We start from the raw sequence: 24,121 nt of genomic DNA, 5'->3' as shown, positions 1-24,121 counted from the left end.
CTCAGACCACCGTCGCCCCCGCCACCGGCCCCTCAGCCGTCCGCACGGACCTGCACGTTCCCGACCCGCGCAGCGCCTGGGCCACCTTCTCCGCAGACTCGGCGTCACGCGTGAGGAACGCCGTCGTCGGCCCCGACCCGGAGACCAGCGTGGCGAGCGCACCGGCCCCGCGCCCTGCCTCCAGCGTGTCGGCCAGCTCCGGGAAGAGGGACAGGGCAGCAGGCTGAAGATCGTTGGAGACGGCCGCCGCCAGCGCCTCCGGGTCGCCCTTCGCCAGCGCCCCCAGCAGGCCCGGCGAGGCCACCGGTTCCGGAATCTCGCGCCCCTCGGCCAGCCGGTCGAACTCACGGAAGACCGCCGGGGTGGACAGCCCGCGCTCGGCCATCGCGAACACCCAGTGGAACGTGCCGCCGACCTCCAGGGCGGTCAGCCGCTCGCCGCGCCCGATGCCGAGGGCCGCACCGCCGACCAGGCTGAAGGGCACGTCACTGCCGAGCTCGGCGCAGATGGCGAGGAGCTCGGCCCGTGAAGCACCCGCACCCCACAGCGTGTTGCAGGCGAGGAGCGCACCCGCGCCGTCCGCGCTGCCGCCCGCCATGCCGCCGGCGACCGGGATGTCCTTGGCGATGTGCAGGTGCACGGCAGGCTCGATGCCCCGGCGTCCGGCGAGCGCGATCGCCGCGCGCGCGGCGAGGTTGGTGCGGTCCAGGGGGACCTGGCCGGCGTCCGGTCCCTCGCAGGTGACGCGGAGTTCGTCCGCCGGGGTGACGGTGACCTCGTCGTACAGACCGACCGCGAGGAAGACGTTGGCGAGGTCGTGGAACCCGTCGGGGCGGGCGGCGCCCACCGCGAGCTGCACGTTGACCTTCGCCGGCACCCGCACCGTCACGCTCACTTGCCCGCCTCCCTCTGCTCGGCGATCCGAGCGAACTCCTCCACCGTCAGTGCCTCTCCGCGCGCCTGCGGCGAGACCCCGGCCGCGACCAGGGCGGCCTCGGCGGCCGCCGCGGACCCGGCCCAGCCGGCCAGTGCGGCCCGCAAGGTCTTGCGGCGCTGCGCGAACGCCGCGTCGACGACCGCGAAGACCTCCTTCCTGGAGGCCGTCGTCTTGATCGGCTCGGTCCGCCGGACGAGCGAGACCAGCCCGCTGTCGACGTTCGGCGCGGGCCAGAAGACATTGCGCCCGATGGCCCCGGCCCGCTTCACATCGGCGTACCAGTTGGCCTTCACGGACGGGACGCCGTACACCTTGGAGCCGGGTGCGGCGGCCAGCCGGTCGGCGACCTCGGACTGCACCATCACGAGCGTCCGCTCGATGCTCGGGAAGGTCTCGAGCATGTGCAGCAGCACCGGTACGGCCACGTTGTAGGGCAGGTTCGCCACCAGGGCCGTCGGTGCGGGACCGGGCAGCTCGGCAACGTGCATCGCGTCGGAGTGGACCAGAGCGAACCGGTCGGCGCGCTCCGGAGTCCGGGCGGCGATGGTCGCGGGCAGCGCGCCGGCCAGCACGTCGTCGATCTCGACGGCGGTGACCCGGTCGGCGGCCTCCAGCAGCGCGAGCGTGAGGGAGCCGAGCCCCGGGCCGACCTCGACGACCACGTCGTCGGGACGGACCCCGGCGGTGCGGACGATACGGCGGACCGTGTTGGCGTCGATCACGAAGTTCTGGCCGCGCTGCTTGGTGGGGCGTACACCGAGCGCGGCCGCGAGCTCGCGGACGTCGGCGGGGCCGAGAAGGGCGTCGGGGGTGGGGCTGCTCACGGGACAAGGGTACGGGGCTGCCGGGTGCCCTTCGTCCGGCGTCCGGCGCTCACCCGTGCAGCCGCGCCCCGCAGTGCGGCCAGGGGGTCGCGCCCCGGCGCAGGTACAGCTTCTTGGCGCGGAACGTCTGCTCCTGCGCCGACGCGTCCTGCGGGCGTCCGCTGCCGCCGAGGCTGTGCCAGGTGCGCGTGTCGAACTGGTAGAGCCCGCCGTACGTCCCCGAGGGGTCCACCGCCTCGGGGCGGCCGCCGGACTCGCAGACGGCGAGGCCGTGCCAGTCGAGGTGGTCGGCGCCGCGCACGGAGTACGGCCGGGGCTTGGTGCCCACCTTCACCACCTGCTTGCGCGGCCCCCGCACCACCTCGGACTTCTCCCGGCGCGGCTTGTCCCGGACGCCGTTGACGGTGCGCAGGAAGTAGGTGACCCGCCGCAACCCGGGCCGCCCGGGGCGTTCGACGACCTCGGTGCCCTTGAAGAGGGAGGGGTCCGCGGTCCGCTCCTCGCCGAAGGGGATCAGCTCCTCGCGCACCTCTCTGACGCCCCTCACGCGCAGCACGGTCACCGTCTGCCCGTCGCGCGGGAAGCTGGAGGGCGGGACCGAGGTGGTGTCCTGGCCGTGCAGGGTGATGCCGGCCTCCTCGACGGCCTCCCGGACGGTGGCCGCGTTGGTGCGGATGGTGCGGGTGCGGCCGTCCGCCATGATCGTGACGGCGCGCTCGGTACGCACGTCGAGCGCGAGCCCGGCACGTCCGATGCCCTGGGAGCGTGAGGTCGACAGATACGCGCCCTGCGAACGCACGCCGATTTCCCGCAGCGCCCCGTCCACCGTGCGCGCCGTCGTCCACACCTCGCGCGGCTCGCCGTCCAGCGTGAGCCGCACCGGGCGCCCGTAGCGCACCGCGACCTCGTCGCCGCTGGCGAGCGCCGTGCCGGTGGCGGGAGCGACCATGTCGTGCTCCCCCACGCGCACGCCCTCCTCGGCGAGCAGTTCCGACACGTCGTCGGCGAAGGTGTGCAGGGTGCGCGGCCTGCCGTCGACGCTCAGCTCGATCGCCTTGTCCTTGGCGACGAAGGCGGTGGTGCCGCCGGCCAGGAACGCCACCACCAGGGCCTGGGGCAGCAGGCGGCGCAGGGCGGACTCCGGGCGCTCGATGGAGCGCGCCCTGCGCCGGCGCGCGGCACGGCCGCCCGCCGCTGCGGGCGCCCCGGGCTGGGACATGACCGCTTCGGGGACCTGAACCGCCGTCCCGGGCGCGCTCGTCACCTGCCGCGGCAGCGGCAGCACCGGCTCGGTGACGAAGTAGGCCTCGGCCTCGTAAGCGGGCCGGTAGGTGTCCTCGTACATCCCGTACGGCAGCGTCTCCGCGGTGTGCACGGAGGCAGGGCCGTAGGGGCCGTACGTCTCGAACTGCGACTTGCTCACGCCGACACGCTCCAGATGGGCCAGAGGGGTCCGGATGGGGCCCCCAGAACCTAGCGGAGCGGTGGTCACTCTCCAAAGTGGTTCGATTACGTACTGTTGCCCACCGAACGTGTGCTCAGTACCCGAAGGCTCGGGCGGTGTTCTCGCCGAGGGCCGTCGCGAGCGCGTCCTCGTCGATGCCGCGTACGGCGGCCATCGCGCGCACCGTGACCGGGATCAGGTAGGGGGCGTTGGGCCGTCCGCGGTAGGGCGCCGGGGTCAGGAAGGGCGCGTCGGTCTCCACGAGGACCAGTTCCAGTGGGGCGACGGCGAGGGCGTCCCGGAGGTTCTGGGCGTTCTTGAAGGTGACGTTGCCGGCGAAGGACATGTAGTAGCCCTCGCGGGCGCAGATCCCGGCCATCTCGGCGTCGCCGGAGTAGCAGTGGAAGACGGTGCGCTCGGGGGCGCCCTCCTCCTTCAGGACGCGCAGGACGTCGGCGTGGGCGTCGCGGTCGTGGATGACGAGGGCCTTGCCGTGCCGCTTGGCGATCTCGATGTGGGCGCGGAAGGACCGCTCCTGCGCGGCCTTGCCCCCGGGGCCGGTGCGGAAGTGGTCCAGCCCGGTCTCGCCGACGCCCTTCACCTGGGGCAGGCCGGCGAGCCGGTCGATCTCGGCGAGGGCCTCGTCCAGCGCTCGGTCGCCGCCCGGCTCGCGGGCGCCCTGCCTCGACCAGCCGTCGGGGTCGCCGTGGACGATGCGCGGTGCCTCGTTGGGGTGCAGGGCGACCGTCGCGTGGACGTTCTCGTACGCCGCCGCGGTCTCGGCGGCCCACTGCGAGCCCTTGATGTCGCAGCCGACCTGGACCACCGTCGTCACGCCCACGGACGCGGCCCTGGCGAGGGCTTCCTCGACGGTGCCGGACTGCATGTCGAGGTGGGTGTGGGAGTCGGCGACGGGCACCCGCAGGGGTGCCGGGAGCGGCGGAGCCGTGTTCTTGTCGTCCTTGTGTGCGGCGCGGCCGGCGTTCGAAGGCATGCTCCGATCCTACGAAAGGGGCACGCCTTCGAACGCCGGTGATCCGCTCAGCTCGCCCTGCGGTGGAACGGGTGCAGGAGATCGGACAGATGCCAGTGGTGCGGCTCCTTGGCCTGCCCCGGCACCTGCGGAGCCTCGACCGGGCCCGCCTGCGCCACGCGGTGCTGCCGCTCGGCCGCGCTCCGCACCGAGGAGACCTGGCCCGCGCGCATGATCCTGACGACGTGTCCGTCGCAGTTGTGGCACGTGGGCCGGCTCAGCGGCGACGGCACGACCCGGCCGTCGGCCACGTACATCACGAACTCCTGGCCGTCGGCGTCCGTGTGGTGCTCTATCGCGTACGACTGCTCCCAGCCGTGCCCGCAACGCATGCAGGCGAACGCATAGGACTCGTGAACGACGGCTGTGGCCGTGCCGCGGAGGCCGGTCTGCCCTGCAATCTCACTCATGCCAGCTCCTCTTGTCCGCTGGACAAGCGCCCCGGCGCGGGTTCCCCCCCGGAACCCCTGGGGCGAGGGACGGGTGCGTCCCTTCGGCCAGTGGACGCCTCCACCAGTGCGAATGCATCAGGCCTGTCGAGTGTTGGAGGCGTTTTGGACGTTCCTTGCCGAAGGGGCCCCGGTGAGGGGTCTGGGCTTTGCCTTGCACGCCGGCCTTTTGCCCTCCCATGGGGCGCCCGCTCAGTCGAGAAGAGGCCTGCTCAGAGGGCGTGTGCGCGTCTAGAGCGCCCCCTCCTTCTTCGATGCCACCACCGCGTCGAACACCACCCGCTTCGGCAGCCCGGCCTCCGCCGCCACCGCCGCGATCGCCTCCTTGCGCCGCTCGCCGGCCTCCTCCCGGACGCGCACCCGCCGCACCAGCTCCCCGGCGTCGAGCTCCTCGGGGCCGGGCTCGGGGGCACCCTCCACGACGACGGTGATCTCCCCGCGCACCCCCTCGGCGGCCCACCGCGCCAGCTCCGCGAGCGGGCCCCGCCGCACCTCCTCGTACGTCTTGGTCAGCTCGCGGCAGACGGCGGCCCGCCGGTCCGCGCCGAAGACCTCGGCCATGGCGGCCAGGGTGTCGTCGAGCCGGTGCGGGGCCTCGAAGTAGACGAGCGTCCGTCGCTCACCGGCGACCTCCCGCAGCCGGGACAGCCGTTCCCCGGCCTTGCGCGGCAGGAAGCCCTCGAAGCAGAACCGGTCGACAGGCAGCCCGGACAAGGCGAGGGCGGTGAGCACGGCCGACGGCCCGGGCACGGCGGTGACCCGGATGTCCTTCTCCACGGCGGCCGCGACCAGCCGGTACCCCGGGTCGGAGACCGACGGCATGCCCGCGTCCGTCACGAGCAGCACGCGCGCGCCGCCGAGCAGCTCCTCGACCAGCTCGGGCGTGCGGGCGGCCTCGTTGCCCTCGAAGTACGACAGCACACGGCCCTTGGGGGACACGCCGAGCGCCTGGGTGAGCCGGCGCAGCCGCCGCGTGTCCTCGGCTGCGACGACGTCGGCGCCCGCCAGCTCCTCGGCCAGCCGGGGCGGCGCGTCCGCGATGTCGCCGATGGGGGTACCTGCCAGGACAAGGGTTCCAGTCACGCCCCCCATCCTCGCAGGCGCTCTCGGGCCCGGCGGAAGGCGACCGTATCCCGACCGGTACCGCCATGCACGGGACTCACACAGCACGGTTCCCTACGATGGCGCGGTGACCAGTACCGCGTCCTCCACGGACCTCCGGCAGGGCCAGGCACCGCACGACCAGCGGACGTCGTGGCAACGGCGGCTGCGCCGATTCGGCTACACGCCCGCCACGGACGCTCCCGCCGGCGACGTACGCGACCGGCTGGTGCCGCCGTACACCGAGCCGAGCCCGCGCCTGTGGCAGGCGCTGGGCGTGCCGCCGGTCCTGGCGGCGCGGATCACGCGCTGGTCGGGCTGGGGCGGTCCGCTGCTGGTGACGCTGATGGCAGCCCTGATGCGGTTCTGGCACCTGGGCAGCCCGCGCGCGGTGATATTCGACGAGACGTACTACGCCAAGGACGCCTGGGCGCTCGTCCACCGCGGTTACGAGGTCAACTGGGACAAGAACGCCAACGACCTGGTGCTGCAGACGCACGGGCATCTCGCGATCCCGTCGGACGCCGCGTACGTCGTGCACCCGCCGGTGGGCAAGTACGTCATCGGCCTGGGCGAGCTGATGTTCGGGTTCAACCCGTTCGGCTGGCGGTTCATGACGGCACTGCTGGGGACCCTCTCGGTCCTGCTGCTGTGCCGGATCGGCCGCCGCATGTTCCGCTCGACGTTCCTCGGCTGTCTGGCGGGCGCGCTGATGGCGGTGGACGGCCTGCACTTCGTGATGAGCCGGACCTCGCTGCTCGACGGCGTGCTGATGTTCTTCGTGCTGGCCGCGTTCGGCTGCCTCGTCCTCGACCGGGACTACGCGCGCGCCCGACTGGCGGCCGCGTTGCCCGCGGACGCGGACGGCCGCGTCCGCCCGGACGCGCACACCACGGACAGCTTCTTCCTCCTCTGGCGCCCCTGGCGCCTGGTGGCCGGTGTGCTGCTGGGCCTCGCGGTCGGCACCAAGTGGAACGGTCTGTACTTCCTGATCGCGTTCTTCGTGATGTCGGTGCTCTGGGACGTCGGCACCCGCAAGGTGGCGGGCGGGCGGCGCCCCTACCTCGCGAGCCTCGTCGACGCGGTCGTCGCCTTCGTCATGTTCCCGGTGGCGGTCGCCGTGTACCTGGCGTCCTGGCTCGGCTGGATCCTCTCCCCCGCCGACGGCACCGGCGGCTACTTCCGCAACTGGGCGGCGACCGAGGGCAAGGGCGGCCACTGGGCCTTCCTGCCGGACTGGCTGCGCAGCCTGTGGCACTACGAGCACGAGGTCTACAACTTCCACGTCCACCTGTCGTCCCCGCACACCTACCAGTCCAATCCGTGGAGCTGGATCGTGCTGGGCCGCCCGGTGTCGTACTTCTACGAGTCCCCCTCCCCGGGTGCCGACGGCTGCCCGGCCGGCGCCGGCCAGAAGTGCGCCCGCGAGGTGCTGGCCATCGGCACGCCGCTGCTGTGGTGGGCGGCCTGCTTCGCCATCGGGTACGTGCTGTGGCGGTGGCTGCTGCGCCGCGACTGGCGGGCCGGCGCCATCGCCTGCGGCATCGCGGCCGGTTACCTGCCCTGGTTCCTGTACCAGGAGCGGACGATCTTCCTCTTCTACGCGGTCGTGTTCCTGCCGTTCCTGTGCCTGGCGGTGGCGATGCTGATCGGCGCCGTCGTCGGCCCACCGGGCTCCAGCGACACCCGCCGCGTGATCGGCGCCTCGGCAGCGGGAGTCCTGGTCCTGCTGATCGCCTGGAACTTCATCTACTTCTGGCCGCTGTACACGGGGCAGGCGATCCCGATCGACAGCTGGCGGTCGCGGATGTGGCTGGATACGTGGGTGTAGCTGGGCGGATGCGTCACGACGGCCCGACAGGGTGACGTGTCGTCGTGGTCGTTGTCGAGCGCTCGGGGCCCAACGACCGCTACCCCGCGTCCGCCCCACCGGAAGGTGGCATCGCCGTGGAGCCGGCACCGCCGTGGCCGCCAAGGTCGCCGTCGAGCCGGTCGGCGAGGATCACCGCCACATCGTCCGCCAGGTCGCCCTCGGTATGGCGGATCAACGCCTGGTGCAGTTGTTCCAGGAATTCTGACGGGGTGGTGGTCCGAGCGCCTATCGCTTCCATGGCCTCCGGCAGGGCGAAGAATTCACTGTCGCCGTTGCGGGCCTCGATCACGCCGTCGGTATAGAGCAGCAGACGGTCGCCGGGGACGAACGGATAGCTCTCAGGCTTTGCGGGGAGGTCTGTGGTGAGGTCTTCGAGGCCGAGAGGCGGCAAGGGCGACGACGGCATCAGTGCCGTAACCCTGCCCTGATGCAGCAGCAGCGGCGGCGGATGCCCACGGTTGACCAGCTGCACCACGGATTCGTCCTGCACCTGAGCGATGAGCGCAGTGGTGAACCCTTCCAGCAGAACTTCCTGTCCATACGCACCCGGCACGGCGACTTCCCGTCGCAGCGCAGCCGCGCAGCGGTTCATGACCTCCACGAGATCGTCCTCGTAGTGCACGGCTTCCCGGAACGCGCCCAACGCCACCGCGACGGCTCGCACCGCGGACAGCCCCTTGCCGCGCACATCCCCCACGATCATCCGGACGCCGAACCGCGTCTGCACGGCCTCGTACAGGTCACCGCCCACCCGCGCCCCCGTCCCGGCCGCGAGGCACAGGCTGCCTGCCGACACCGGGCCCAGTCTCGGGGGTACGGGCCGCAGCACGACCTCCTGGGCCGCCACGGCGATCCGGCGGACCTGGTCGAGCTCTCTCTGCCTGCGCGCCTGCACTGCGCTGCTGGTGATGAACCCGGCCACGGAGACCAGGGCCAGAGCCAGGAAATTGGTGTAGACCTGAAGGGTGCCCCAGGCCTCGTTATAGGTCGCGGTGGTCATGCTGATCGCAATCGCGAGAGCCGCGGCGGTGGTGGTGCCCTTGGGGCCCATCGTCACTGCCGCCAGCGCCGGGACCGCGGTGAGAAAGGGGCCGGTGTAGATGAAGTGCGCAGGCGTGAGCTCGATGACCAGCACGGCCAGCGCGGTCAGGAAGGGCACACACTGCATCAGCATGAAGAGGACCCGGCTGTGACTGCCTGCTCCTGGCAGAGGGGGTGCGCGCAAGAGCGACTTCATGCACCAAGCCTGCCTCGCCGAAGCTCCCTGCTCCACCCCGCTGCCCCCGGGGCCGCGGGTGTAGATGCCGTCGCCAACGTCTCCGTTCGGACAGCAACGTCTCCATTCGGACAACCACGTCTCCGTTCGGACAACAATCGGCGACTCCGGTCACAGGAGCCCCACCACCGCATACAGTGCCCCAGGCACCTATTTTTGAACGCGTTCAGGAAACTGCGGCGCGGCGGGTGTCCCACGGGGCAACGGGGAGAGGATTCGCGCGATGCGCAGGGGAGTCAAGGGCGCCGTCATAGGCGGCGTGTGTGCGGTGATGCTGGGCGGGGCCGGGTACGGGGGTTACAACATCGTGTCCGCGCTGAGCGGTGACGGGGGGACCGGCGGGGGGTCCGCTGCCGTGAAGAGCGGGCCGCCGAGCGCCGACGAGGTCAAGGAGGCGACCGGCAAGTTCTTCGCCGCCTGGGAGAAGGGGGACGCCTCGACCGCGGCGGCCTACACCAACTTCCCCGAGGCGGCCCGGGAGTTGCTGACGGCGTACGGCGGCGACGCGCACATCGGACACGTGCGCATCACACCGGGCACGGCCACCGGCACCACCGTGCCCTTCGCGGTCAAGGCAACCGTGTCGTCCTCCGGGAAGTCCCGGCCGCTGACGTATGAGAGCCACCTGACCGTCGTGCGCGGACAGACCTCGCATCGGGCACTGGTCGACTGGGAGCCCTCCGTCGTCCATCCGCAGCTGCGCAAGGGGGACACGCTGAGGACGGGCGAGTCGGCGGCTCCGGACATCGAGGCCGTGGACCGCGACGGGAAGGTGCTGACGAAGGACAAGTACCCCTCCCTCGGCCCCGTCCTGGACGAGTTGCGCAAGCGCTACGGCGACCGGACCGGCGGCCGGCCGGGCGTGGAGCTGGTGATACGCCACGCCGGCACGGCGGAGGAGGGCGCGGCCGACACCACCCTGCTCACCCTCGCCAAGGGCAGGCCGGGCAAGCTGCGGACGACGCTCAGCGCGAGCGCGCAGGCGGCGGCCGAGGCAGCCGTGCAGAAGTACGTCAACGCGTCCGTCGTGGCCGTCAAGCCCAGCACGGGCGAGGTCCTGGCCGTGGCCAACCACCGCGAGGACGGCTTCAACGCGGCCTTCCTCGGCGAACGCGCCCCCGGCTCCACCATGAAGATCATCAGCGCGGCGACCCTCATCGACAACGGCCTGACCACGGCCAACGGTCCGGCGCCCTGCCCGCCGTCCGCCGTCTCCGAGAGCCAGACCTTCCGTAACCTGAAGGACCTCGCCCCGGACGGCCACGCCACCCTCGCCGAGAGCTTCGCCCGCTCCTGCAACACGGCGTTCGTGAAGTTCGCGGACGAGGTGAAGGTGGACTCGCTCACCAAGGAGGCCCAGGACCGGTTCGGACTCGGGCGGAACAACTGGAAGGTCGGCGTCCCGTCCTTCGACGGCCGGGTGCCCGCCGCCGGCGGCCCCGACACGGCGGCCGCCCTGATCGGCCAGGGCCAGGTCCAGATGAGCCCGTTGAACATGGCCTCGGTGACGGCGACCGCGCTGACCGGCACCTTCCGGCAGCCGGTGATCGTGCCGCTGGGCCTGGACCACCGGACACCGGCACGCGCGCGTGGGCTGTCGTCCAGCACGGTCCAGCAGCTGCGCGCCATGATGAACCGCACCGCCCGCAGCGGCACCGCCGCGGGCGTGATGGCCGGGCTCAGGGGGGACATCGGCGCGAAGACCGGCTCGGCGGAGGTCGACGGGAACGCCAGGTCCGACAGCTGGTTCACCGGTTACCGCAATGATGTGGCGGGGGCCGCGATGGTCCAGGACGGCGGGCACGGCATCGACGCGGCCGGGCCGATTGTCGCAAGAGTGCTACGGAGTGCGGGCTGACATCACCCGCACAGGTGGGGACCTTAGTGTGGTTGGCGTCGTTGGGGAGTGTGAGGGCTGCGGGGACCCTGGGGAAGGCGCGGAGGAACTGAGGCTGTGGGCAAGAGAAGGCGCGTCGCCGAGCGACGGAAGACCAGACCCGCCGTACTCGGCGGGATGATCGCCGTGGTCGTCGGCGGCGCCGGGTTCGGCGTCTACGCGCTGTACGGCGGCGGCGCGGCGGCCGACGAGCGCGCGTCCGCCTCGGCCGACCACAAGGCCGTCAAGACCGGTCCGCCGACCGCCGCCGAGGTCCGCACGGTGACCACGCGCTTCCTCACCGCGTGGCGGCAGGGCAAGGCCGCCGACGCGGCGGCCGCCACCGACGACCCGTCCGCCGCCGGCCCCCTGCTCACCGGCTACACCAAGGACGCCCACCTGAAGGACGTCACACTCACCGCCGGCACGGCCACCGGCGCCGAGGTGCCGTTCTCCGTCAAGGCGACGGTGTCGTACCACGGTCTCAGCAAGCCGCTTGCGTACAGCAGCTGCCTCACCGTGGTCCGGCGGGCGAGCGACGGCAAGCCGCTGGTCGACTGGCACGCCTCCGTGGTCCACCCGGACCTGAAGGACGGTGACACACTCGTCACCGGCGAGTCCGGCACCCCGCCCATCAAGGCACTGGACCGCGCGGGCGCCGAGCTGACCGCGGCCAAGTACCCGTCGCTGGGCACCGTGCTGGACGGCCTCCGCGAGAAGTTCGGCAAGACGGCGGGCGGCAAGGCGGGCGTGGAGCTGCGTGTCGTGCGCGGCAAGGCGTCGAAGGCGGCCAAACTGTCCGACAAGACGCTCCTGGAGCTGAGCAAGGGCACGCCGGGCACGGTGCGGACGACGCTGAGCCCGACCCTCCAGGCGGCCGCCGAACAGCAGGTCGGCAAGCAGGCGCGGGCCTCGGTGGTCGTCCTGCGGCCCTCGACGGGTGAGATCCTCGCGGTCGCCAACAGCGGGCACGGCTTCAACACCGCGTTCCAGGGCTCCCTCGCCCCCGGCTCCACGATGAAGATCGTGACGTCGACGATGCTGTTCGAGAAGGGACTCGTCACCCCGGACGCGTCGCACCCCTGCCCCAAGACGTACAAGCTCGCCGGCTGGACCTTCCACAACGACGCGGACTCAGAGATCAAGAAGGGCACGTTCAAGCAGAGCTTCGGAGCCTCCTGCAACAACGCGTTCATCAACTTCGCGCCGAAGCTGTCCGACAGCGATCTGACGCAGGAGGCCCAGCAGGTCTACGGCCTCGGCCTGGACAACTGGTCCATCGGCGTCCCCTCGTTCGACGGCTCCGTGCCGGTGCAGAGCGGCGCGCAGATGGGCGCCTCGCTGATCGGCCAGGGCGGGGTGCGCATGAACCCGCTGAACATGGCCTCGGTGGCGGCGACGGTGGAGTCGGGCACCTTCCACCAGCCGTACCTGGTGTCCCCCACGGTGGACAACCGCACGCCGGCGAAGGCCGCGCGCACCATGTCGTCGAAGACGCAGGCCCAGCTGAAGGACGTCATGAGCTACACGGCCGCGTACGGCACGGCGGCCAAGGCGATGGCGGGCGTGGGCGGGGACAACGGCGCCAAGACCGGCTCGGCCGAGGTGGACGGGCAGAAGAAGCCCAACGGCTGGTTCACCGCCTACCGGGGCGACCTCGCCGCCGCCGGTGTGGTCCAGGCGGGCGGCCACGGCGGCGACACGGCGGGACCGATCGTCGCGACCCTGCTGAAGCTGGGAAGCTGATCAGCTCCGTACGGGCTCTGCCGTGTAGGTCCGGCGCAGGAATCTGAGCAGCGTCTTCGACTCGAACTGCACCACCTCCACGCCGTGCGCGGAGTGGAACTCCACCACGGCCTGGACCCGTCCGCACGGCCACACCCGCACGTCACCGCTCTCGGCCGGCACCCGCAGCCCCTGTTCGAGCAGCGCGCGGGAGAACGTCCACTCATGCGGTCCGGGCAGGGGCAGGCCGACCCGGACCGACCGGGGATCGGCGTCGGGGTCGTACCGCAGCACCACGGGTACGGCTCCGGGGTCCTCCTCGTCCGTGAAGATATGGGCGCGCGCGTACTGCTCGACTACAGACATCGGACCGCCCTCTCACGCTCAGTAACCCATGTGAAAGCTGTGCATCCGCTTCTCCTCCAATGTCGCACATTTTCCTGTTCGCGCCCTGGCGAGCACCGAGACTTCGTCTCTCTTGCACATGGTTCGCAACAAGCCTCTAGAATCGTACGGTGCACGTACCCGACGGATTCATCAACGCCCCCACCTCCGCGGTCACCGGGGTGGTCGCCGCCGGCGCCCTCGCGGTGAGCCTGCGTGGCGCCCGCCGCGAACTCGACGAGCGGACCGCCCCCCTGGCCGGTCTGGTGGCGGCGTTCATCTTCGCCGTCCAGATGCTCAACTTCCCGGTCGCGGCCGGGACCAGCGGCCATCTGCTGGGCGGCGCCCTCGCCGCCATCCTCGTCGGCCCGTACACCGGCGTGCTGTGCGTGTCGGTCGTGCTGCTCATGCAGGGCGTGCTGTTCGCGGACGGCGGGCTGACCGCGCTCGGCGTGAACATCACCGACATGGCCGTCGTCACGACGGTCGTGGCGTACGCCGTCTTCCGCGGGTTGCTCGCCGTGCTGCCCCGCAAGCGGCGCTCGGTCACCGTCGCCTCGTTCGTCGCCGCGCTGGTCTCCGTGCCGGCCGCCGCCGTCGCCTTCACGCTCATGTACGCGGTCGGCGGCACCACCGACGTCGCCCTCGGCAAGGTGGCGACCGCGATGATCGGCGTCCATGTGCTGATCGGCATCGGCGAGGCCGTGATCACCGCGCTCACGGTGAGCGCGGTCATCGCCGTGCGTCCGGACCTGGTGCACGGCGCGCGCGGCCTGCGGCAGCGGCTGCGGCTGCGCGTGAACGGCGAGCTGGTGGACGCGCCGGCGCCCACCGCGCCCGTCGCGGCCCGCACCTCGCGGCGCACGCTGTGGATCACCGGGCTGGTCACCTCGCTGGTGCTCGCCGGGTTCGTGAGTTTCTACGCCTCCGCCAACCCCGACGGCCTGGAGAAGGTCGCGCACGACAAGGGCATCGACAAGAAGGCCGAGAAGCACACGGCGTCCGACTCCCCGCTCGCCGGCTACGGCGTCAAGGACGTCTCCGACGCCCGGCTGTCCGGCGGTCTCGCGGGCGTGATCGGCGTCGGCGTCACGGTCGTCGCGGGCAGTGCGGTGTTCTGGACGGTGCGCAGGCGGCGCACCGATGACGTCTCCCCCGTGAACACGGGCGCCTGACGTGGGCGCCGGACACGCGCACAGGCTCTACCGGCACGGGCACTCGCCCGTGCACGCCCTGCCGCCGCACACCAAACTCGCCGCCGCCTTCGCGTTCGTGGTGGTCGTCGTGTCGACCCCGCGCGAGGCGATGTGGGCGTTCGCGGTGTACGCCGTCCTGCTCGCGTATGTCGCCCGCCACGCGCGCGTGCCCGCCGGTTTCCTGCTCAAACGGCTGCTGGTCGAGGTGCCGTTCGTGGCCTTCGCGGTGCTCATGCCGTTCGTGGCGGAGGGCGAGCGGGTGCAGGTGCTCGGCCTGTCGCTGAGCGTGGGCGGCCTGTGGGGGGCCTGGAACGTGCTCGCCAAGGGCACCCTCGGCGTCGCCACCTCCGTGCTGCTGGCCGCCACCACCGAGCTGCGCGAACTGCTGCTCGGCCTGCAGCGGCTGAAGCTGCCGCCGCTGCTCGTGCAGATCGCCTCGTTCATGATCCGCTACGGGGACGTCATCACCGACGAGATGCGCCGGATGCGGATCGCCCGCGAGTCGCGCGGCTTCGAGGCCCGGGGCGTCCGGCACTGGGGGGTGCTCGCCAAGTCCGCCGGCGCGCTGTTCATCCGCTCCTACGAACGCGGGGAGCGGGTGCACCTGGCCATGGTGAGCCGGGGATACGCCGGTTCGATGCCGGTCATCGACGAGGTGACCGCGTCCCGGGCCGAGTGGTCGTACGCTCTCGCGCTCCCCTGTGCCGCCCTCGTCGTCTGTCTGCTGGGATGGGTCCTGTGAGTACTGCTTCTCTGGAGGTCTCCGGCCTCGCCTTCGCCTACCCCGACGGTCACCAGGCGCTGTTCGGGGTGGACTTCTCCCTCGCACGCGGCGAACGGGTCGCGCTGCTCGGCCCGAACGGCGCCGGCAAGACCACCCTCGTACTGCACCTGAACGGCATCCTGGGCGGCGGCACCGGCACGGTGACCGTGGCCGGGCTGCCGGTCGGCGGGCGACACATGGCCGAGATCCGGCAGAAGGTCGGCATCGTCTTCCAGGACCCCGACGACCAGCTGTTCATGCCGAGCGTGCGCGAGGACGTGGCGTTCGGGCCGGCGGCAGCCGGGATCAAGGGGGCCGCGCTGGAGGAGCGGGTGCGCACGGCCCTGGAGCGGGTGGGCATGCAGGACTTCGCCGACCGGCCCCCGCACCACCTGTCCTTCGGCCAGCGGCGCCGGGTCGCGGTCGCGACCGTGCTCGCGATGGAGCCGGAGATCCTGGTCCTGGACGAGCCCTCCTCCAACCTCGATCCGGCCTCCCGGCGTGAACTCGCCGACATTCTGCGCTCCCTGGACGTGACGGTCCTCATGGTCACGCACGACCTGCCGTACGCCCTGGAGCTGTGCCCGCGCTCGCTCGTGCTCAGCGACGGCGTGATCGCGGCGGACGGCCCGACCGGCGAGCTGCTCTCCGACGACGCCCTGATGCGGGCGCACCGTCTGGAGCTGCCGTTCGGGTTCGACCCGAAGTCCGTGACAATGGGCGCGTGACGCGTCAAGACGACCGAGACGACAACGGGGCCACCGGTTCGCTGCTGCTGGGCGACCAGCTCTGCTTCGCGCTGTACGCCGCCCAGCGCGCCGTGACCGCCGCGTACCGCCCGCTCCTCGACGACCTGGGGCTCACCTATCCCCAGTACCTCGTGCTGCTGGTCCTCTGGGAGCGCGGCGAGACCAGCGTGAAGGAGCTTGCGGGCGCCCTGCGCCTCGACTACGGCACCGTCTCGCCGCTGCTGAAGCGGCTGGAGGGGGCAGGTCTGGTACGCAGGGAGCGCGCGGCGGACGACGAACGCTCGGTGCTCGTCGCGTGCACCGGGCGCGGAGAGCAGCTCAGGGAGCGCGCGGCGCGCGTGCCCGGTGCCCTGCTCACGACCACGGGGCTCGACGCCCCGGAGGTCGAGCGGTTGCGCGCGGAGCTGTGGAAGCTCACCGAGCGCGCCGACGCGGCGGCCGACCGGCGCTGATCCCCCCTCGGCCCCGCTCCGGTCCCGGTCCCTGGCCCGCTCCGGCCCCTTCCCGGTCCCGCGCCACTCCGGTCGCACCCCATTCCCGTCCCGCGCCGCTCCTGTCCCGCCCCACTCCTGTGGCGCCCATCGGACGTTACCCACGGTTGCAAGGCGCTCATCGGGCGTTACCCACGGTTGCAACCCCCTAGTCGCGCAGGCAGGCCAACCGGCCGGTACCTTGTGCACGATGTACTTGGGCGCCACACGTTTCCGGGGGAGACCAACCATGACCGACGGCACCGCAGTCGACACCGGTGTCGAGCCGACTGTCGACACCCGTCCGACGAAGATCATGTACGTCGCCGAGGCCACCGCCCACGGCGGCAGGGACGGCTATGTCACCAGTCAGGACGGCCGGATCCAGCTGAAGGTCGCGATGCCGCCGGAGCTGGGCGGCGACGGCAACGGCACCAACCCGGAGCAGTTGTTCGCGGCCGGTTACAGCTCCTGCTTCCACAACGCCCTGATCCTGGTCGGCAACCGCGCGGGCTACGACCTGACCGGTTCCACGGTGGCCGCGAAGGTCGGCATCGGCCCCAACAAGCACCACGGCTACGGCCTCGCGGTGGCCCTCAGCGTCTCCCTCCCGGTCCTGGACCGGGAGATCGCGGCGAAGCTGGTGGACGCGGCACACGAGGTGTGCCCGTACTCGAACGCGACGCGCGGGAACATCGACGTGACGATACTTCTGGGCTGAGCCCCGCTCCCGGACGCCAGGCCGTAGCCGATATCACCACCCGGCCAAGGAATCCAAGGCCACAGCCCCGTGTTTCACTCGTAGTCGCAAGCGAGTGAAGGGACCCGGTCGTGGATGTGGGCGTGAACGGCACGGTGGCCGAGGGCTTCGAGCCGGTCAGGCGTTCGCGGCGAACTTCGCGCTGCTGGGCGAGCGCGGAGCGGCCGTCGCCGTCTACCGCGACGGGCACAAGGTCGTGGACCTGTGGGCGGGTGCCAAGGACGTCGACGGCTCCGCCGCCACCGCCCCCTGGGAGCCGGGCACCGCGCAGATCGTGCGCTCCGCGACCAAGGGCGTCGCCGCCGCCGCACTCCTGCTGCTGCACCAGCGCGGCGAGCTGGACCTGGACGCCCCCGTGGGTGAGTACTGGCCCGAGTACAAGGCGGCCGCCAAGGAGCTCACACTCGTCCGGCACCTGCTCGCCCACCGCGCCGGCGTACCGGTCCTGGACCGTCCGCTGCCCCCCGAGGAGGCGGCCGACCCGGACCTCGGGGCGGCGGCCGTCGCCGCGCAGGCGCCGGTATGGGAGCCGGGCACGGCCCACGGCTACCACGCGCAGACCTACAGCTGGCTCACCGGCGAGCTGGTCCGGCGGGTCACCGGGCGACCGGCCGGCGACTGGATCGCCGAGGAGATCGCCGCGCCCGTCGGCGCCGACCTGTGGCTCGGCCTGCCGCAGGCGGAGCAGGCGCGCGTGGGCCGCGTCGGCCCCCTGGAGGCACCCGAGACGGCCGGCGCGCTCAGGACCCGCCCCAAGCGTGCGGTCGCCGAGGCCTATGCCGACCCCGACTCCCTCACCCGGCGTGCCTTCGCCGCGATCACCCCGCTCCCGGACGAGAACGCGGCCGCCTACCGCGCGGCCGCCCTGCCCGCCTCCAACGGCATCGCCACCGCCGACGGCCTGGCCCGCTTCTACGCCTCACTCATCGGCGAGGTGGACGGCGGCACACGCCTGTTCACCCCGCGGACCATGGAACTGGCCCGCGCCGAGCAGTCCGCTGGACCGGACCGGGTCCTCGTGGTGGGCACCCGGTTCGGCCTCGGGTACATGCTGCACGGCAGCGCGTCGCCGCTGCTCCGCGCCGGCTCCTTCGGGCACCCGGGCCGGGGCGGCACTCTCGCGTTCGCCGACCCGGAGACGGGCATCGCCCTCGGCTACGTCACCAACGGCTTCAGGAAGCGCGTCACGGCGGACCCGAGGGCCCAGGCGCTGGTGCGGGCGGTGCGCAAGACGCTCGGGTGAAGGACTTCGGCGTGACTCCGCCGTAAGGGCCCCCGTCCTCACACGTTGATCGGATGCGAGGTCCGCCCGGACTCCGTGTCGATCTCGTCGTGCGCCTTGGTCAGCAGCTGCATGGCCAGTTCGTTGAGGGCGCGGGCACCCGCTATCTCCTCGCCGACCCGGGGCTGGTTGGAGTCGACGCGGTGACGGCTGGCGTGCCCGTGGCCCCGGACCTCTGTGCCGTCGGGCAAGCGCACCAGGGCGACCGCCCGCGTGTGCTGTTCGTCCTCCTGGAACTCCAGCTCGATGTGCCATCCCACAACGCTGTTCGTCATGTCGACCACCTCCGCGAATCCGCTGATTCCAGGGTGCTCCCGCGCGCCCCGAACGTCACGTGGAGGCCTGCTCGCCGTCCTGGGGGCCCCTCAGCCGCCGGACTTCTCGTCGGTCTCCTCCTCGAAGCTGGCGAAGTAGGCGGCGGCCATGTCCTCCTCGGCGTGCCCCTGGGCGGCGGCCCGGGCGAGCCGTTCGGCGGTCGCGGCGGCGACGTCGAGCCGTACGCCGCTGCGCTCGCCGGCCTGGACGATGAGCCGGGCGTCCTTCTCGGCGGTGGCCACGGCGAACGACGCCGGGGTCAGCTTCCCGTCGAGCACCAGTGCGGCCTTGGACCGCAGGTACGCCATGTCGAGCGGGCCGCCCTCGATCAGGTCGAAGAAGTCCCGCGGGTCGACGCCGAGGCCCTTGGAGAGGGCCAGCACCTCACCGGCCGCCGCGGTGGCCGCGAGGACCCAGCTGTTGGCGACCAGCTTCAGCCGGCTGGCGCTGCCCGCGGCCCCGTCCTCGCCGGTCCACACCGTCTTGGCGCCGACCGCGTCGAAAACGGGCGTGACCGTCGCGCGGCCCTCCTCGGGCCCGGCGGCCAGCACGGTCAGCTGACCGGCCTCGGCGGGCTGGCGGGTGCCGAGGACGGGGGCGTCGTAGAACGTCAGTCCGTGCTCGCGGGCGAAGTCGGCCAGATCGGCGACCAGTTCGATCCCGGCGGTGGTGCACTGCGCCCACACGACGCCCGGACGCAGCGCCGGGGCGGCCTCGCGCATGACGTCCAGAGCGGTGTTGCCGTCGTACAGCATGGTCAGCACGACATCGGCGCCCTCGACGGCCTCGGCGGGCGTGTCGGAGACCCGGATCCCGTCGGCGGCCAGCGGCTCGGCCTTCTCACGGGTGCGGTTCCAGGCCCGGACGCCGAGTCCGGCGCGGGCGAGGTTGCGGGCCATGGCGGCGCCCATGATGCCGGTGCCCAGGACGCTGACGGTCGGCTTGTCGGTCATTGACGGCTCCCTGTCGTACGGTTCCTGTCCTCGGGGTCCTCGTGTGCCTCCCGTACCCCGTGTACCTCGTGGTCCCGGCCCATCTTCGTACGGCCGCCCCCTCACGAGCGCGCCGACGGGCTCGCCGCCGGCAGACCCTGCGCGGGCCGTCCGCGAGACGCCCACCCCGGCGGCGTGCGCTGGGGGCCGCTATCCGGCGTGCAGCATCAGCCCGATGCCCACCACCATCAGGCCCGCCGCCGCGATCCGGGGGGCGCCGAAGCGCTCCTTGAAGAACAGGGCGCCGATGGCCGCGCCGACGATGATCGAGGACTCGCGCAGTGCGGCGATGGGGGCGAGTTCGGCGCGGGTCTGCGCCCACAGGACCAGGCCGTAGGCGCAGACGGACAGGACGGATCCGAGGAGGCCCACAGCGGCGAAGGGGCGCAGAACGGCCACCGTGTCGCGCCGCCAGCGCCTGCAGACGGCGTACGCCGGGATGGTCACGCCCTGCGCCACCATCAGCCAGGCGGTGTACCCGAGGGCGGTTCCGGAGGCCCGCACGCCGAGCCCGTCGACGACCGTGTACGAGGCGATGGACAGCCCCGTCGCGAGCGCGGCCCCGATCGCCGCCCAGTTCGGCCGCCGACCGCGCAGCCCCCACAGCGCCACGCCGGTCAGGCCGGCACACGACAGGGCGATTCCCGCCACCGCCCAGCCGTCCGGCACCTCGTGCGCGAACACGGCCGCGAACACGGTCACCACCAGCGGCGCGCTGCCCCGCGCGATCGGGTAGGCCTGCCCGAAGTCGCCCAGCCGGAACGACGTCATCAGCAGCACGACGTACACCAGGTGGATGGCCGCCGAGACGACCAGGTACGGCCACGCCCCCGCCGCCGGGAACGCGGCGAACGGCGCCAGCAGCAGCCCGATGAGCACCCCGCCCGCCAGGATCAGCGTGAATCCGACCAGCTTGTCGGTGATCCGGTGCGCGATGGCGTTCCAACTGGCGTGCGTGACCGCGGCGAGCAGAACCGCCGCGGTGACCAGCGGCGTCACGCGGTCTGCTCGCGCACGTCCACCAGTGCGGCACCGGCGTGGGCCACGAGCGCCTTCGGCTCGATGGGGAACACCGTGTGCGGCGTCCCGGCCGCCGCCCACACCACGTCGTGCGCGCACAGCGAGCGGTCGGCGAGGACACGGGTACGGGTGCGGTGCCCGAAGGGCGGTACGCCGCCGATGGCGTACCCCGTGGTCTCGCGTACGACACCGGCGTCGGCCCGGGTGACCTTCCCGGCCGCCAGCTCCTCGCGCACGCGCTCCACGTCCACGCGCGAGGCGCCGTCCATCAGCACCAGCACCGGCACCCCGTCCGCCGCGAAGACCAGCGACTTGCAGATCTGGCTCAGCTCGCACCCGATCGCGGCGGCGGCCTCGGCGGCGGTACGGGTGGCCTCCGGGAACCGGCGGACACGGGCGAGGAGGTCCTCCAGCCCGAGCGTGCGGAGGGCTTCGGCGAAACAGGGGTGGGCTCCGGTTTCTCCGGCGTCAGTGGCGGCTGTCGTCATGGGGGCACGCTAGCGGCGGCTGAACGGTGCACGCGACCGGGTTACGGTCGGTCGGAAAAGAAGCCGGTGAGGGCGCCCCGTCCCCACGGATCCCTCACCGGCTGGTCTGCGTCCGAAGCGGTACCTCAGGCGCGTACCAGCTCCCGTTCCTCGTCGGGGTCGGCGTCCCTGTGGTCCCGCGCCGTGCGCAGACCCTCGCCCTCGACGTCGACGTCGGGCAGGGCGCGGTCCAGCCACCCGGGCAGCCACCAGGCCTTCTTGCCGAGCAGCGCGAGCACCGCCGGGACGATGGCCATGCGGACGATGAACGCGTCGAAGAAGACGGCGGTGGCAAGGCCGAAGCCGATCATCCTGACCATCGACTCGCTGGAGCCGATGAAGCCGGAGAAGACGGCGATCATGATGACGGCGGCGGCCGTGACGACCCGTGCGCCGTGCCGGAAGCCGGTCACGACGGCCTGGCCGGGCTTCTCCCCGTGGACGTACGCCTCCCGCATGCGGGTCACGAGGAACACCTCGTAGTCCATGGCGAGACCGAAGACCACACCGACCATGAAGATCGGCATCATCGACATGACGGGGCCGGTCTGCTCGACGTTCATCAGGCCGGACAGCCAGCCCCACTGGAAGACCGCGACCACGGCGCCGAGGGCCGCCATCACGCTGAGCAGGAAGCCGAGGGCCGCCTTCAGCGGGACGAGGATCGAGCGGAAGACCACGATCAGCAGGAGGAAGGCCAGGCCGACCACGAGGGCGAGGTACGGCAGCAGGGCGTCGTTCAGCCTCTGCGAGACGTCGATGTTCATTGCCGTCGAGCCGGTGACCAGCACGTTCGCATCGGTCGCCGACGTGATGTCCGCACCCTTGTCCCGGATGGCGTGCACCAGGTCCTCGGTGGTGGCCGAGGACGGCTTGGAGTTCGGGATGACGGTGATCGTCGCGGTGTCGCCCGCCTTGTTGGGCGTGGCCGGGGTGACCGTGACGACGTCCTTCAGACGCTTGATCTCGTCGCCGACCTTGGTGAAGGCCGCCTTGGGACGAGCGCTGTCCTTGGCGTCGACGACGACCATCAGGGGGCCGTTGAAGCCCGGGCCGAAGCCCTCGGACAGCAGGTCGTAGGCGCGGCGCTGGGTGGTGGAGGTCGGCTGCGAGCCGTCGTCGGGCAGGCCCAGTTCGAGGGAGGCGGCCGGGACCGCCGCCGCGCCGAGGCCGATCACACCGAGCAGCAGGACGGCGACCGGACGCCGTACGACGAAGCTCGCCCAGCGGGTGCCCATGTTCGGGCGGCCCTGCTTCTCGGCGTTCGCGCGCTTGCGGCCGCCGCCGAGCAGCCTGCTCTTCTCGCCGGTCGGCTTGATCCTGCGGCCCGCGTAGCCGAGCAGCGCGGGGATCAGGGTGAGGGCGATGAGAACCGCGATGGCCACGGTGCCCGCGGCCGCCACGCCCATCTTGGTCAGCATCGGGATGTTGACCACGGACAGGCCGACCAGGGCGATGACGACGGTCAGGCCCGCGAACACCACCGCCGAGCCCGCCGTGCCGACGGCCCGGCCGGCCGCCTCCTCGCGCTCGCGGCCCTCGGCCAGTTCGGAGCGGTAGCGGGAGACGATGAAGAGGGCGTAGTCGATGCCCACGGCGAGACCGATCATCGACGCCAGGGTGGAGGTGGTCGTGCCGAGATCCAGAGCGCCGGCGAGCGCGGTGATCGTGGAGACGCCGATGCCGACGCCGATGACCGCGGTCAGCAGCGGGAACCCGGCCGCGAGCAGCGAGCCGAAGGTGATGACGAGGACGACGGCGGCGACCGCGAGGCCGATGACCTCGCTGGAGCCGGTCTCGGGGGTCGCGCTGAGAGCGTCACCGCCGATCTCGACCGTGAGTCCGGCGTCCCGCGCGTCCCGCGCGGTCTCCTTCAGGGCGTCCTTGGAGGAGTCCCTCAGCTCCATGCCGGAGACCTCGTACTTCACCGAGGCGTAGGCGATCGTGCCGTCCTTGCTGACGGCGTGTCCGGTGTAGGGGTCGGCGACGGAGGCGACCTCGGAGCCGGACCGAAGCTCCTGCACCGTCCTGCGGACGGTGGCCTTGTTGTGCTTGTCCGTCATCTTCTCGCCGCTCGGCGCCTTGAAGACGACCCGTGCGGTCGCGCCGTCGGCGATCATGCCGGGGAAGCGCTGTTCCAGCAGGTCGAAAGCCTTCTGGGCCTCGGTTCCGGGAATGGAGAAGGACGAGTTGCCGGCGGCCGGCGCGGAGGCGGCGCCCACCCCGGCGAGGGTGAGCAGCGCGACCCATATGAGGGCGACGAAGTGCCGTCGCCGGAAGGCGAGACGGCCGAGTTTGTAGAGGAACGTGGCCACGGAGGCGTACTCCCGGTCAGGTCGTGGGGTTCATCAGGGCAGGGGTGATCAGCCCGACGACGTGAGCGGTGACGTCAGGTGGTGGGCTTGCCGGGGAGAGGGTTCAGCCGGTGGGGGCGCCGAGGGCGGGGAGGACCACGGCGTCGATGTACGACAGAAGGAAGGCCTGGGTCGGCGGCTGCTCGTCGATCAGCGTGCGGGCGGCGAACCCGCCGATCATCATGTGCATCACGAACTCGATCGCCGGGTTGTCCGCACGGACCTCGCCCCGGTCGACCGCCCGTTGCAGGACGTGGCGGAATTCCGCCATCTCCGGCTCGATCAGATGGTCCCGGAACGCCCGCAGGAGGTCCGGGTTGGAGTGGGTCGCCATGGCCAGGCCCCGCATCAGTGCGGAGTTCTGCTCCATCTCGCAGTCGTCCGCACGCAGCGTGAGCGCGTGCAGATCGCCCTTGAGCGACCCGGTGTCGATCTCGTCGGCGGAAGTGCCCGGCTTGTTGTGCCGCACCGCCTTCGCCACCAGCTCGGCCTTGCCGCCCCACTGGCGGTAGAGCGTGGCCTTGCTGGACCGGGTGCGGGCCGCCACGGCGTCCATGGTGAGGGCGTCGTAGCCGACTTCCCGGAGCAGGTCGAGCACGGCCTCGTACAACTCGGCCTCGCGCTCGGGCGTGATCCGACTGCGACGCGCCGTTGCGACAGCCTCGGTCATGCCACTCACCTTCCCGCTCCGTAGCCTGCCTTCTTCGTATGCCCACGAAGATACTCCGCGAGCTTTCGAAACGAAACGGTTTCGTACGTGTCCTGGCTCAC

Annotated in this window: 22 protein-coding genes and 1 pseudogene; 9 read left to right on the top strand and 14 right to left on the bottom strand. The window is 71.9% G+C overall.

Going from position 1 to position 24,121, the window contains the following annotated elements:
* Nucleotide 1: 1 nt before the first annotated feature.
* The 6 genes from ACFZDC_RS23525 to rsmI form a co-directional block, all read right to left on the bottom strand.
* On the bottom strand, nt 2–895 hold the full coding sequence (locus ACFZDC_RS23525) for a 4-(cytidine 5'-diphospho)-2-C-methyl-D-erythritol kinase (RefSeq protein WP_391326726.1): 894 nt from the start codon (nt 893–895) through the stop codon (nt 2–4).
* Nucleotides 892–1,761 (bottom strand): 16S rRNA (adenine(1518)-N(6)/adenine(1519)-N(6))-dimethyltransferase RsmA, encoded by an 870-nt coding sequence (gene rsmA, locus ACFZDC_RS23520; RefSeq protein ID WP_391326724.1) that lies wholly within the window; start codon nt 1,759–1,761, stop codon nt 892–894. Before rsmA ends, ACFZDC_RS23525 begins: the two co-directional genes overlap by 4 nt.
* A 49-nt stretch (nt 1,762–1,810) precedes the next feature.
* On the bottom strand, nt 1,811–3,184 hold the full coding sequence (locus tag ACFZDC_RS23515; protein WP_391326722.1) for a ubiquitin-like domain-containing protein: 1,374 nt from the start codon (nt 3,182–3,184) through the stop codon (nt 1,811–1,813).
* Nucleotides 3,185–3,299: 115 nt separating this feature from the next.
* Complete coding sequence (locus tag ACFZDC_RS23510) at nt 3,300–4,199, bottom strand: TatD family hydrolase (RefSeq protein ID WP_391326721.1); 900 nt, start codon at nt 4,197–4,199, stop codon at nt 3,300–3,302.
* 47 nt (nt 4,200–4,246) lie between these two features.
* Complete coding sequence (locus ACFZDC_RS23505; RefSeq protein WP_391326719.1) at nt 4,247–4,648, bottom strand: hypothetical protein; 402 nt, start codon at nt 4,646–4,648, stop codon at nt 4,247–4,249.
* Between the two features lie 270 nt (nt 4,649–4,918).
* Nucleotides 4,919–5,770, bottom strand: a complete 852-nt coding sequence (gene rsmI, locus ACFZDC_RS23500) for a 16S rRNA (cytidine(1402)-2'-O)-methyltransferase (RefSeq protein ID WP_391326717.1) — start codon at nt 5,768–5,770, stop codon at nt 4,919–4,921.
* 106 nt (nt 5,771–5,876) lie between these two features.
* Between rsmI and ACFZDC_RS23495 the strand changes: the two genes are divergently transcribed.
* Complete coding sequence (locus ACFZDC_RS23495) at nt 5,877–7,619, top strand: phospholipid carrier-dependent glycosyltransferase (RefSeq protein WP_391326715.1); 1,743 nt, start codon at nt 5,877–5,879, stop codon at nt 7,617–7,619.
* Nucleotides 7,620–7,698: 79 nt separating this feature from the next.
* On the opposite strand, the gene ACFZDC_RS23490 is transcribed toward ACFZDC_RS23495, so the two are convergent.
* Nucleotides 7,699–8,898 carry a SpoIIE family protein phosphatase gene (locus tag ACFZDC_RS23490; protein ID WP_391326713.1) on the bottom strand — a complete coding sequence of 400 codons (1,200 nt, stop codon included), beginning with the start codon at nt 8,896–8,898 and terminating at the stop codon, nt 7,699–7,701.
* A 262-nt stretch (nt 8,899–9,160) separates the two neighbouring features.
* Between ACFZDC_RS23490 and ACFZDC_RS23485 the strand changes: the two genes are divergently transcribed.
* Complete coding sequence (locus ACFZDC_RS23485; protein WP_391326712.1) at nt 9,161–10,795, top strand: penicillin-binding transpeptidase domain-containing protein; 1,635 nt, start codon at nt 9,161–9,163, stop codon at nt 10,793–10,795.
* A gap of 96 nt (nt 10,796–10,891) precedes the next feature.
* Entirely contained in the window at nt 10,892–12,559 is a 1,668-nt protein-coding gene (locus ACFZDC_RS23480; RefSeq protein ID WP_391326710.1) for a penicillin-binding transpeptidase domain-containing protein, read from the top strand.
* Here ACFZDC_RS23480 and ACFZDC_RS23475 read toward each other — a convergent pair whose 3' ends face one another.
* Nucleotides 12,560–12,904, bottom strand: coding sequence for an SsgA family sporulation/cell division regulator (locus tag ACFZDC_RS23475; protein WP_391326709.1), 345 nt, complete (start codon nt 12,902–12,904; stop codon nt 12,560–12,562).
* 149 nt (nt 12,905–13,053) lie between these two features.
* Here ACFZDC_RS23475 and ACFZDC_RS23470 point away from each other — a divergent pair, with 149 nt between their 5' ends.
* The 6 genes and pseudogenes from ACFZDC_RS23470 to ACFZDC_RS23445 all read left to right on the top strand — a co-directional run bounded on the left by ACFZDC_RS23470 (nt 13,054) and on the right by ACFZDC_RS23445 (nt 18,103).
* On the top strand, nt 13,054–14,097 hold the full coding sequence (locus ACFZDC_RS23470) for an energy-coupling factor ABC transporter permease (protein WP_391326707.1): 1,044 nt from the start codon (nt 13,054–13,056) through the stop codon (nt 14,095–14,097).
* 1 nt (nt 14,098) lies between these two features.
* The gene (cbiQ, locus tag ACFZDC_RS23465) at nt 14,099–14,860 is read left to right on the top strand and encodes a cobalt ECF transporter T component CbiQ (RefSeq protein ID WP_391326705.1); all 762 of its coding nucleotides are present in this window, start codon (nt 14,099–14,101) and stop codon (nt 14,858–14,860) included.
* A complete protein-coding gene (locus ACFZDC_RS23460) occupies nt 14,848–15,609 on the top strand; it encodes an ATP-binding cassette domain-containing protein (protein WP_391326703.1) in 762 nt (253 codons plus the stop codon). Before cbiQ ends, ACFZDC_RS23460 begins: the two co-directional genes overlap by 13 nt.
* Nucleotides 15,606–16,082, top strand: coding sequence for a MarR family transcriptional regulator (locus tag ACFZDC_RS23455; RefSeq protein WP_391326701.1), 477 nt, complete (start codon nt 15,606–15,608; stop codon nt 16,080–16,082). The genes ACFZDC_RS23460 and ACFZDC_RS23455 overlap by 4 nt, the downstream gene beginning before the upstream one ends.
* 268 nt (nt 16,083–16,350) lie before the next feature.
* Entirely contained in the window at nt 16,351–16,821 is a 471-nt protein-coding gene (locus tag ACFZDC_RS23450) for an Ohr family peroxiredoxin (protein ID WP_391326699.1), read from the top strand.
* A 116-nt stretch (nt 16,822–16,937) separates the two neighbouring features.
* Nucleotides 16,938–18,103, top strand: a pseudogene (locus tag ACFZDC_RS23445) (serine hydrolase domain-containing protein).
* A 38-nt stretch (nt 18,104–18,141) separates the two neighbouring features.
* On the opposite strand, the gene ACFZDC_RS23440 reads toward ACFZDC_RS23445, so the two are convergent.
* The 6 genes from ACFZDC_RS23440 to ACFZDC_RS23415 form a co-directional block, all read right to left on the bottom strand.
* Complete coding sequence (locus ACFZDC_RS23440) at nt 18,142–18,417, bottom strand: dsRBD fold-containing protein (protein ID WP_391326697.1); 276 nt, start codon at nt 18,415–18,417, stop codon at nt 18,142–18,144.
* 90 nt (nt 18,418–18,507) lie between these two features.
* Complete coding sequence (locus tag ACFZDC_RS23435; RefSeq protein WP_391326695.1) at nt 18,508–19,410, bottom strand: NAD(P)-binding domain-containing protein; 903 nt, start codon at nt 19,408–19,410, stop codon at nt 18,508–18,510.
* A gap of 189 nt (nt 19,411–19,599) precedes the next feature.
* Nucleotides 19,600–20,448: an EamA family transporter gene (locus ACFZDC_RS23430; RefSeq protein WP_391326693.1), complete on the bottom strand. Its 849-nt coding sequence runs from the start codon at nt 20,446–20,448 to the stop codon at nt 19,600–19,602.
* Nucleotides 20,445–20,957 (bottom strand): YbaK/EbsC family protein, encoded by a 513-nt coding sequence (locus tag ACFZDC_RS23425; protein ID WP_391326691.1) that lies wholly within the window; start codon nt 20,955–20,957, stop codon nt 20,445–20,447. Before ACFZDC_RS23425 ends, ACFZDC_RS23430 begins: the two co-directional genes overlap by 4 nt.
* Nucleotides 20,958–21,082: 125 nt before the next feature.
* Complete coding sequence (locus tag ACFZDC_RS23420) at nt 21,083–23,311, bottom strand: MMPL family transporter (protein ID WP_391326689.1); 2,229 nt, start codon at nt 23,309–23,311, stop codon at nt 21,083–21,085.
* 103 nt (nt 23,312–23,414) lie between these two features.
* Nucleotides 23,415–24,020 (bottom strand): TetR/AcrR family transcriptional regulator C-terminal ligand-binding domain-containing protein, encoded by a 606-nt coding sequence (locus tag ACFZDC_RS23415; RefSeq protein WP_391326687.1) that lies wholly within the window; start codon nt 24,018–24,020, stop codon nt 23,415–23,417.
* Nucleotides 24,021–24,121 lie beyond the last annotated feature (101 nt).

Origin of the sequence: Streptomyces sp. NPDC007905, from assembly GCF_042959345.1 — a bacterium.
Classification (GTDB): Bacteria; Actinomycetota; Actinomycetes; order Streptomycetales; family Streptomycetaceae; genus Streptomyces.
The sequence above is the reverse complement of the archived record's forward strand: the minus strand, read 5'-3'. Positions and strand labels throughout refer to the sequence as shown.